Origin of the sequence: Paracoccus sp. Ld10 (assembly GCF_045064235.1) — a bacterium.
GTDB lineage: Bacteria > Pseudomonadota > Alphaproteobacteria > Rhodobacterales > Rhodobacteraceae > Paracoccus.
The window spans coordinates 38,985-46,417 of record NZ_JBISHD010000024.1 but is presented as its reverse complement, the minus strand read 5'-3'; the positions used below and the strand labels follow the sequence as shown (position 1 = coordinate 46,417).

General features: G+C 61.2%; 9 protein-coding genes and 1 pseudogene. 9 read left to right on the top strand and 1 reads right to left on the bottom strand.

From position 1 onward, the window contains the following. Nucleotides 1-159 (bottom strand): annotated as a pseudogene (locus tag ACJJVR_RS07995) (IS5/IS1182 family transposase); the annotation flags it as partial. On the opposite strand from ACJJVR_RS07995, the gene ACJJVR_RS07990 reads away from it, so the two are divergent. The 9 genes from ACJJVR_RS07990 to ACJJVR_RS07950 all read left to right on the top strand — a co-directional run bounded on the left by ACJJVR_RS07990 (nt 91) and on the right by ACJJVR_RS07950 (nt 7,036). Then, nucleotides 91-564, top strand: a complete 474-nt coding sequence (locus ACJJVR_RS07990; protein WP_405403631.1) for a TonB-dependent receptor domain-containing protein — start codon at nt 91-93, stop codon at nt 562-564. The pseudogene ACJJVR_RS07995 and the gene ACJJVR_RS07990 overlap by 69 nt on opposite strands. A gap of 49 nt (nt 565-613) precedes the next feature. Further along, nucleotides 614-1,483 carry an alpha/beta hydrolase gene (locus ACJJVR_RS07985; RefSeq protein ID WP_405403626.1) on the top strand — a complete coding sequence of 290 codons (870 nt, stop codon included), beginning with the start codon at nt 614-616 and terminating at the stop codon, nt 1,481-1,483. Continuing rightward, on the top strand, nt 1,467-1,814 hold the full coding sequence (locus ACJJVR_RS07980; protein WP_405403624.1) for a hypothetical protein: 348 nt from the start codon (nt 1,467-1,469) through the stop codon (nt 1,812-1,814). The genes ACJJVR_RS07985 and ACJJVR_RS07980 overlap by 17 nt, the downstream gene beginning before the upstream one ends. 228 nt (nt 1,815-2,042) lie before the next feature. After that, entirely contained in the window at nt 2,043-3,239 is a 1,197-nt protein-coding gene (locus ACJJVR_RS07975) for a tyrosine-type recombinase/integrase (RefSeq protein WP_405403623.1), read from the top strand. Next, nucleotides 3,239-3,970: a hypothetical protein gene (locus ACJJVR_RS07970; protein WP_405403621.1), complete on the top strand. Its 732-nt coding sequence runs from the start codon at nt 3,239-3,241 to the stop codon at nt 3,968-3,970. The genes ACJJVR_RS07975 and ACJJVR_RS07970 overlap by 1 nt, the downstream gene beginning before the upstream one ends. A gap of 102 nt (nt 3,971-4,072) precedes the next feature. Continuing rightward, a complete protein-coding gene (locus tag ACJJVR_RS07965) occupies nt 4,073-4,255 on the top strand; it encodes a helix-turn-helix transcriptional regulator (protein ID WP_405403620.1) in 183 nt (60 codons plus the stop codon). A gap of 108 nt (nt 4,256-4,363) precedes the next feature. Then, nucleotides 4,364-4,663, top strand: coding sequence for a hypothetical protein (locus tag ACJJVR_RS07960; RefSeq protein ID WP_405403619.1), 300 nt, complete (start codon nt 4,364-4,366; stop codon nt 4,661-4,663). Further along, complete coding sequence (locus ACJJVR_RS07955; RefSeq protein ID WP_405403618.1) at nt 4,656-5,537, top strand: toprim domain-containing protein; 882 nt, start codon at nt 4,656-4,658, stop codon at nt 5,535-5,537. The genes ACJJVR_RS07960 and ACJJVR_RS07955 overlap by 8 nt, the downstream gene beginning before the upstream one ends. Continuing rightward, the gene (locus ACJJVR_RS07950; RefSeq protein ID WP_405403617.1) at nt 5,534-7,036 is read left to right on the top strand and encodes a DUF3987 domain-containing protein; all 1,503 of its coding nucleotides are present in this window, start codon (nt 5,534-5,536) and stop codon (nt 7,034-7,036) included. The genes ACJJVR_RS07955 and ACJJVR_RS07950 overlap by 4 nt, the downstream gene beginning before the upstream one ends. Nucleotides 7,037-7,433 lie beyond the last annotated feature (397 nt).

The following is a 7,433-nucleotide window of genomic DNA, read 5'->3' as shown; positions in this document are numbered from 1 at the left end:
GACCGCAGCGTCGAAGAACACGGGCGGTCGGCCCTCCCTGATCGCCACCCACGCCATGTCCTTGTCCAGCCAGCTCAGCAGCGAGCCGCGCTGCTTGAGGGCGTCATTGCAGGACTTGCAGTTCGTCGTGCGGGAGCGGGCAGGCTCGGGCTTCGTCATGCCAGGGCGCTGAACCTACAGCAGCCCCCGCGGGAATCCTCGCCAGGGAGAGTTCTGCAACAATGCCGCTCAGATGGGTCAAAGCTTCCCGGTGTGCCGCGTCATTCCGGTGGCATCTGGGTGGATTACGATGCACGGGCTGACAATGGCGACGGCTGGCGCGCCGGTGCCGGGCTGCACGCTGTCTCTTCCTCCCCGCTTGATCAGATGAACACTTATAAGACTGCGGGCTATGCCACGGTGAATGCCTCGGCCAGCCACACGCAGGACGCGATGACCTATGCGCTGGCTGTAAAAAACCTCTTTGATACCGAATACGACCTGCCGATGTATGGATACATGGGCGGTCGCGTGGTGCCCGGTGCCGAGCGGCAGATCCTCCTCAACATCAGCAAGAGGTTCTGAGATGATACGGATTCTTGCACTTTGCGCCTTCCTCCTCCCAATGGCGTCTATGGCCGACACGGTCATACCGCTTTACCCGGAAGGCACTGTCGTGCCGCTGCCCCGCCCCGAAAGCCAGGACTTGATAGAGGGCGAGATGTTCGTCTTCAATGTCAGCGTGCCGATGCTGGAGGTCATCCGGCCCACGGAAGGGGCGGCGAACGGCACAGCGGTGATCGTCGCGCCCGGCGGCGGTTTCGTAGGACTGGCCTATGAACAAAGCATGGCGGTCGCGCACCGCCTTGCCGATCTTGGCGTGACAGCATTCGTCCTGAAATACCGCACAATCGAAAGCCCGGATGACGGCATGCACATGCCCGAGGTTCATATCCAGGAAATGAATGTCCTGATGCAGCGGGCAGAGACAAGCCAGCCGGCGCAGATCCCGATCTTCGCAGGCGAACCTGCTGCGGTCGAGGATGGCCGCCGCGCCATGCGTCTTTTGCGGGAGAATGCGGCGGACTTGGGCATCGACCAGGCAAAGATCGGCATGCTGGGGTTCTCCTCTGGCGCTTTTCTGGCTGTCGATCTGGCCATTGGCGATGTCGAGACCCGGCCTGACTTCGTGGCTCTCCTCTACGGTGGTCTGCGGACGCCCGTTCCCGCCACTGCCTCTCCTGCATTCATTGCCGCCGCTGCTGATGATGCTTTTCTGCCCGATGACAGCCTGCACATCTACGCAGCCTGGCGACACGCGGGCGTTCCGGCAGAACTGCATCTCTATCAAGATGGTGGTCATGGCTTCGGCCTCAAACCTCAGGGAAAGGCAACCGACCACTGGTTCGAAGACTTCGCCGATTGGCTGCAGACAATCGGTTTGATCGATGCGGAACGGTGCTGCTTTTCTGCCGCAGCGGATTGTCGTGAGGGCCGGGGATAAGAGGGGCACGATTGAGCAGATTACGCTTGGCACCCAACACAGCGGCGACAAAAAGCTGGGTGTTCAGCCCCTGCATCTCGTGGATCGAATTTATAATGATCTGGCTGGCTTGGATGGGCTTCGTAAGGTGGTGCTCGATGCGGGATGGATGACTGCAGGGCATAAAGGCAAGCGCAGCGCCGTTCAGCGGCAGCACCGTCACTATGTCGTCCGGGGCCAAGTGTGCGAACAGGATTCTTCATCGGTTTTCCTGAAGCGTAGCCCATATTTCGCACCACCGTTCATACCACAAAATGAACAGAACTGGGCGCAATCAAAAAGAAAGGAATGAAAATCAGCGCACAGGTTCAGTGGCCTGTACGCTAGAATGCGATGATTCAAAGGTCACATAAAATGGTGAGTGGCGGAGGCGGTGTCTGCCGTTCCACAATCCGCCATGTTCCGAACAATTCCGATTCAATCATCCATTGCAACGCACTAAGGGGCTTCCCATGTCCCTAGTGTTCCGGCATTGTCCGGGTTGTTCCCCCATTAGAAGGGGGAAAGAACGGGGGAAGCCATGGCCGTCCATTTGACCCGCAGACCGGAAAAGGCCCTGACAGCGCAAGCTGTGCGCAGCGCGACCGTTCCGGGCAAGTATTTTGATGGGCACGGGCTTTATCTTCGCGTTGATGCCAACGGTTCGCGATTCTGGGTGCAGCGCATCACCGTGCGCGGCAAGCGGTGCGAACTTGGCTTGGGTTCACCGTCGCTGGTGACGCTGGCCGAGGCGCGAGCTAAGGCGCTAGAGAACCGCAAGCTGGCCCGTGAAGGCGGCGACCCCCTGCAAGCCAAGCGTGACACGCAAGCCATGCTGTCGTTCGAGGAAGCGGCCCGCAAGGTTCACGCCCTGCACAAGCCGACTTGGGCGAATGCAAAACATGCGGCACAGTTTCTTGCCACGCTCGAAACCTACACCTTCCCACGACTGGGCAAGCTGAAGGTGCAGGACGTGACCACGGGGGATGTGCTGGCGGTTCTTATGCCGATCTGGACGGAAAAGCCCGAGACCGCCCGCCGCGTGCGCCAGCGCATCGGTGCCGTGATGAAATGGGCAATCGCCCAAGGGTGGCGGCAGGACAATCCAGCCGAGAATATCAGCCGCGCACTGCCCAAGGTGTCCAAGGCGCAGGAACACCGCAAGGCGCTGCCTTATGACGCCGTGGCAGGCTGCATCGACACGGTGCGCGCATCCGGCGCCGGGCAAGTGACAAAGCTGGCACTGGAATTTCTAGTGCTGGCCGCCGCCCGATCGGGCGAGGTGCGCGAGGCGCATTGGGATGAAATCGACATGAAAGCCAAGGTCTGGGAAATCCCTGCCGCCCGCATGAAAATGAAACGCCCGCACCGCGTGCCGCTGTCGCCGCGCGCCGTCGCATTGCTGCACGAGGCCGAGGCGCTGGCCGATGGGTCCGGGCTAGTGTTCCCCGGCACCAAGACAGGCCGCCCGCTGTCGGACATGACGCTGTCCAAGCTGGTGAAGGAATTGGGGTTCAACGCCGATGTTCACGGCTTCCGCACGTCCTTCCGCACCTGGGCGCAGGAACGCACGACATTTCCCCGCGAGGTGGCCGAGGCGGCGCTGGCGCATTTGTCAGGTGATGCCGTGGAACGGGCCTATGCCCGCAGTGACGTCTTTGAGAAGCGCCGCAAAATGATGGATGCGTGGGCGGCTTTCCTGGCCGAAAAGCGCGATAATGTAGTGAGGATTGGGTAATGGGTTGGTGTCCAGTAGGATATGTCTCCATAGTGGAGTTGCGGGAACAATGCGAAATTGTGGCCAGCTTGATTGTCCGAGAAATGCAGGAAACAGCCGATATCTTCTCAGACGTCAAAACTGATCCTGAAACGGCAGCCATTTCCAAATGGGATTTAGATTTGGTCGTGCACGGTAAACTCATCGAAAATTTTCTGCATCTTAATGCCTGCAAAGCAACGGCATGTTCTCCAGATGGTAAGCTTTTCAAGCTCACTCGAACGTTAATGCGGCCGCCTATATATAATCATTGGTATTCCTATGATGAACGCTTCGCCCGGCATCCTGACCTTCTATATGTCGATATCTGGGACGGCGTGGTCGATTTACAGGGAGTCGCAAAGCGAATGAGCGAATGGACTGATTTAGCTGATGGCGAGACTTGGCAAAATCGAGCGATTTCTCGATTTTCCCACCTAGACGGCTGGAGTGTTTGTTTTTGTGCTGACGAAGTTAATATTTCGCGGGATGGCATTCATAAATTGTGGACCCCTAATAGTCCTATTAAAGCTCCAACCGTAGGAAGGCCTTTGATTGCACTAGATGCGGCCAAACGATACTTGGCGCTGTACCCTAACGGCCATGAAGGCCAAAGCAAAAAATGGAAACAAATCGAAGATGAAATCGGCGTAAACCAAAAGACAATTAAGGCCGGATTGGCTAAGCTGGCGGAAAAAACTTCGAAAGAATAGCGAAAAAATCCCCTATAAGTATTTTCGATTTATACTATTTGGATATGCTATAGCTGTCCGCCATCTTCCTCTGTATTGCCCCATAGATAAGAGGAAGATGAGATGGCTCAGAAGCACCTACGCCGCCGCGCCGTAGAAGAAATCACTGGCCTGAGCCGCAGCACCATTTACGCCATGATGAGCAAGGGGCTGTTTCCGCGCCCCGTGAAGCTGACCGGCAAAGCTGTTGGCTGGCCAGAAAGCGACGTGTCCGATTGGCTGAACAGCCGCCAGCACGCCGCATAAGCAAACCGCCACCCTTGGGCACAAGGGCGGCGGCGGCTTTATCATCGGTGGTGCGAACACCCTGAATATAGCCACCCGCGCCCCGGCCCGCAAGAAAAAGGCCAAGAGATGGCAAATTCTGAACGCTGGTATTCCGATCCTACCCAAATTTACTGGACCTGCAAAGCCCTGATCGGGGGCCGCATTCTATCTACCAAAACCGAAATCCGCGAGGTGAAAGGCTGGCGTCTGGCAGCCATCACCGAAAAGCTGCGCAAGCAATATGGCTGGCCGATCCTGACTGATTATCGCGGACCTAAGAACGTGGCCCATTATCGTCTGGCACCCGGAACCGATATTGCCCGCCTGCGCCTTCCCCCCAGCGCCAAGTCGCTGTGCGACCGGCTGGACGGGGCGGCACATGAATAACGCGCAAGCCCTCACCCTTTCGCTGGGCGGCAAGTGGCACCGCACCTATGGGCTGGCGCTGTGCCCCGCGCATCGCGACCGCAAGCCCAGCCTGACATTGGCGGATGCCCCGGATGGGCGCTTGCTGTTGAACTGCAAGACCGGCTGCGGCTTCATGGACGTTTTGGACGCCCTGCGAGGTAAGGGCCTGTTGCACGGCATGTCCCGCCCCCAGCCGCCCGATGCCGGGGAACTGGCCCGCCGTGAGGCGCAGGAACGGGCCGAAGCCGACCGTGCCGAACATAGGGCGCTGGCGACGTGGGGCGAGGCGCTGCCGATCGGTGGCACGATTGCCGAAACCTATCTGCGCCACCGGGGCATCACCTGCCCGCTGCCGGGCACGCTGCGCTTTCATCCCGAATGCTGGCACCCGACCGCCCGGCGCTTCCCGGCCATGGTGGCGCTTGTGGAGGGGCTGCCCCGCGCCGCCATCCATCGGACCTATCTGCGCGCCGATGGCACCGGCAAGGCGGATGCCGAACCGGCCAAGGCCATGCAGGGTGCCACCCGTGGCGGCGCTGTGCGACTCACTGAGGCGCAGGGACCGCTTGTGGTGGCCGAGGGCATCGAAACCGCTCTAAGCCTGTCCAGCGGCCTGTTGCGCGCCCCTGCGACCGTCTGGGCCGCGCTGTCCGCCCCTGGCATCGCGGCGCTGCGCCTCCCCGACCGCCCGCATCGCCTGACCGTCGCTGCTGATGGCGACCCGGTAGGGCAGGCCGCCGCAACCGCATTGGCCGAACGTGCCGCCGCCCTGGGCTGGACTGTCAGCCTTCTTCCCGCGCCGCTGGGGCGCGACTGGAACGATGTTTTGACCACGAAAGGGGCCAGCGCATGAACGTCATGCCCGAACCCATCCCGTTCAAGGCCGATTGGCCGGATGCAGACGTGCGCTTTCTGCGCCCAACACTTGCGCCCGCGCCGCTGCTGCCCCTCGCGGAAATTCTGACCCCACACGCGGCCGAATGGGTGGCCGCGACTGCCGAGGGTGCAGGGGCACCGGCAGATTATGTGCTGGCAACGTTGCTGTGCGTAACGGGCACCGCGATGGGAAATGCCCGCTGGGTGTCGCCTTGGCATGGATGGACAGAACCGCCCACTATCTGGGCCATGTGCATCGGCAACCCCAGCGCCGGGAAAAGCCCGGCCATCGACGCCGTGCTAGCGCCATTGCGCCGTGCCGAGAAGCCGCTACGCGCAGAGGCCGAGGTGAAGCTGGCCGAATGGCAGGCGCGAGACAAGCTGGCAAAGTTGGCCGAGGCGGAATGGGAACGCAAGGTCAAGGCCGCGATGACCAAGGGTCTGACCCCACCACCTATGCCCAGCGATGCGGACGCGGGCACCGCCCCCCATATTCCCCGGCTGGTGGTGAATGACGGGACGGTGGAACGCCTGGGCGTTATCATGGAAGCGCAGCCCAAGGGCGTCTTGCAAATGCGCGATGAATTGGCGGGATGGCTGCTGACGATGGAAGCCCGCAATGGTGGTTCCGACCGGGCATTCTGGTTGGAAGCGTTCGGCGGGCGCAGTTTCACCGTGGAGCGAATGGGGCGGGCACCGCTAACAATTTCACGGCTGACCATCGGTGCGTTGGGTGGCATCCAGCCTGACCGGCTTTCGCAGCTACTGACCAAGACCAGTGATGATGGCCTATTGGCCCGCTTCCTGCCGATATGGCCGGAACGCGCCCCGGTTCGTCAGCCACGCCGGTTCGCCTCTGACACGCTTGCAGATGAGGCCATGACCCGTCTGACCGGATTGCAAATGCCGCAGGGCGATGATGGCGAACCCCGCCCGTGGATTGTCACCTTTGATGATGACGCCCGCGCGCTGATGAACGAATGGCGCACCGCCTGCGCTGAATGGGAAGCGGGGGCAGACGGATTGCTGCTGTCCTATATCGGCAAGCTGCCGGGAATGGCTGCGCGCCTGTCGCTTGTGCTGTCCGCCATCAGTTTTGCATTCGATGGCGAGGCCGACCCTGCCCAGCGGCAGATAACGCCTGCGGCTTTCGGACGGGCCTGCCATTTCCTTGAAAGCTATGCGCTGCCGATGGCGCGGCGGGCCTATGGCGATGCTAGCGGGACGCAAGCCGAGCGTGCGGGGCGAAGGCTGGCCGGGCTCATTGGTGAAATGGGCTGGCACGCATTCACGGCACGCGAGGTGCGGCGGATGCAGCGCAAGGGTCTGGATAGCATGGCGGCAATCAATCCCGCCCTGTCCGCCTTGGAAGATGCAGATCTGATACGCGCCATCCCCGAACAGATTGCGGCACAGGGCGGGCGGCCCGCGCGCCGCTATTTGGTAAACCCTGCGCTGCATGAGGTGACGGCATGACCCGGTGGCTGCAAGCGGCGCTTTCCAGCGCCATGCCATTAGACAGAACTGACGTAACTGACAAAACCCCCCTGAGCCGCGCGCCCGGACAGGTTTCGTCAGTTGTGTCAGTTTCGTCAGTCTGTCACGTCGCTGAACCCGCCCGCCTGCCTAACGAAATCACCCAGCCGCCCGCCCCGGCTTCCCCTCCACGGCATGATGAACCCCGCCCCGACGCCTATGGCCGCTGCCACACATGGACGGGTCGCGTGGTGCATCTGGACGAATGGCGGCAGCTTTCGGCGTGGGACCGGCACGGCCCGGCTGGGCGGCTGTTCTGCGGCATCTGTCATTCATGGGTGAACCGTGAGGGCGGATGCCCCCAGCGCGGATGCTGGAAAGCGGACGGCGGTGCAGC

Excerpts from the sequence above, each read along its gene's own strand:
- ACJJVR_RS07955 (WP_405403618.1), top strand. The coding sequence starts at position 4,656 with ATGAATAACGCGCAAGCCCTCACCCTTTCGCTGGGCGGCAAGTGGCAC.
- ACJJVR_RS07970 (WP_405403621.1), top strand. The coding sequence starts at position 3,239 with ATGGGTTGGTGTCCAGTAGGATATGTCTCCATAGTGGAGTTGCGGGAA.
- ACJJVR_RS07975 (WP_405403623.1), top strand. The coding sequence starts at position 2,043 with ATGGCCGTCCATTTGACCCGCAGACCGGAAAAGGCCCTGACAGCGCAA.
- ACJJVR_RS07985 (WP_405403626.1), top strand. The coding sequence starts at position 614 with ATGGCCGACACGGTCATACCGCTTTACCCGGAAGGCACTGTCGTGCCG.
- ACJJVR_RS07965 (WP_405403620.1), top strand. The coding sequence starts at position 4,073 with ATGGCTCAGAAGCACCTACGCCGCCGCGCCGTAGAAGAAATCACTGGC.
- ACJJVR_RS07950 (WP_405403617.1), top strand. The coding sequence starts at position 5,534 with ATGAACGTCATGCCCGAACCCATCCCGTTCAAGGCCGATTGGCCGGAT.
- ACJJVR_RS07960 (WP_405403619.1), top strand. The coding sequence starts at position 4,364 with ATGGCAAATTCTGAACGCTGGTATTCCGATCCTACCCAAATTTACTGG.